Origin of the sequence: Paraburkholderia sp. Ac-20347 (assembly GCF_017104805.1) — a bacterium.
Taxonomy (GTDB): Bacteria; Pseudomonadota; Gammaproteobacteria; order Burkholderiales; family Burkholderiaceae; genus Paraburkholderia; species Paraburkholderia tropica.
Map to the genome: position 1 here is coordinate 1 of NZ_JAAGPN010000600.1, position 1009 is coordinate 1009.

The following is a 1009-nucleotide window of genomic DNA, read 5'->3' on the forward strand; positions in this document are numbered from 1 at the left end:
AGCCGCATCGCGCGTCAGCGCGCGGTCGGCAACCGCACGGCGGCGCTGGTCGCCAGTGCGCGCGCGGCGCTCGCGGTGCTGCTGGTCGGGGCCGTGTGGATCGCCTCGGGCTGGACCGGCGGATCGACAGCGATCGTCGCGGTGGCGATCACGAGCACGCTGTTCGCGCTCGTGCCGGACCCGCCCACGGCCGCGTGGCAGATCTTCACGGGCTGCCTTGCGGGCTGGCTCGCGGGCTTCGCATTCAGCTTCTTCGTGCTGCCGTCGCTCGGCACGTTCGCGCTGCTCGCGGCGGTCGTCGCGATCCTCGTGATGATCGGCGGCTACGTGAACACGTTTCCGAAAACGGCCGTGCTCGGGCTCGGCTTCAACATCTACTTCTGCTTTATCGTCGGCATTTCCAATCCGGCGGCCTATAACCCGAGCGCCTACCTCGACACCGGTTTCGCGCTGCTCTGCGGCATCGCCACGGCCGCCGTCGCCTTCTCCGTGCTCGCGCCGCGCGCGGGCGAATGGATCGCGCGCCGCTATCTCGCGGAAGTGTGCGCGCTGGTCGCGAGCGACGCGCGCGACGGCGATCTCGACGACGACCTGCTCTACGCCTTCGAGCGCAAGCTGCGCGACTGCATCCTGCAGATCGCGGGCGCGCCCGCCGATCCGTGCGTCGATCGCGAGCACATGATTGCGTGGGCGTTCGCGGTCCTCGAAGCGGGCCGCGCGATGATCCTGATGCGGCTCGACACGCAGCAGATCGCGCCCACGCTGCCGCCCGCGTGGCCCGATCATCAAGCGGCCTGGCTTGCCGCGCTCGCCGATCTGTTCGATACGCCCACGCCCGAAAGCGCCGACCGCGCGCTGGCCGCCACGCGCGCCGCGCTCGACGCGCTGCCTGCCGGCATCGAGCCCGCCGCCGACACGCCCGTCGGTCCCGACTCCCTCGTTCGCTGCCGCATGCACGCCCTGCTCCAGTTCACCGAATTCGCCTTGCGCGACGACCCGCTCGCGATCC

At 71.0% G+C, this 1009-nt stretch carries 1 protein-coding gene; it reads left to right on the top strand.

The genetic code is table 11. The features are described from left to right. Positions 1–1009 (top strand): FUSC family protein (locus tag G3N97_RS38935; RefSeq protein ID WP_205998019.1); only part of this gene is annotated, 1009 nt, incomplete at both ends.